Annotated in this window: 1 protein-coding gene; it reads right to left on the bottom strand. The window is 35.8% G+C overall.

From position 1 onward, the window contains the following. On the bottom strand, positions 1-366 hold a 366-nt coding region (locus ACVC5O_RS00180; protein ID WP_452219442.1), incomplete at both ends, for a hypothetical protein.

Genomic DNA, 366 nt, shown 5'->3' with positions numbered 1-366 from the left:
TTCATTAAGTAAAACAGGAGTGGTAGTTGTATCTAGCAAACTGCCATTGTAATAGTTATTACCAGGAGAAAGCGAAGGAAGTGTAAAACTTGCACATTCTATTTGATTAGGAAGCGAATCGACTTCTGGTGCACTTAAAATAGTAACATTAAAACTAGACTCGTTAGCACAACTATTTGGTGGAGTTCCTACTTGATTGTAGATAAAAATGGTTTGCGAGCTAGTTATTAAATCTCCAGCACTAAATGCGGTTCCTGAACCATCGGTTTCAGAAAAATAATTACCATTTGTAAGAGTAGGCAGTGTATAACTATCACATGCTGTTTGGTCTGTAAGTGTATCTACATTTGGTAAACCACTAATAGT

Source organism: Lacinutrix salivirga (assembly GCF_053604675.1).
This window is presented reverse-complemented; position numbering and strand designations above follow the sequence as displayed.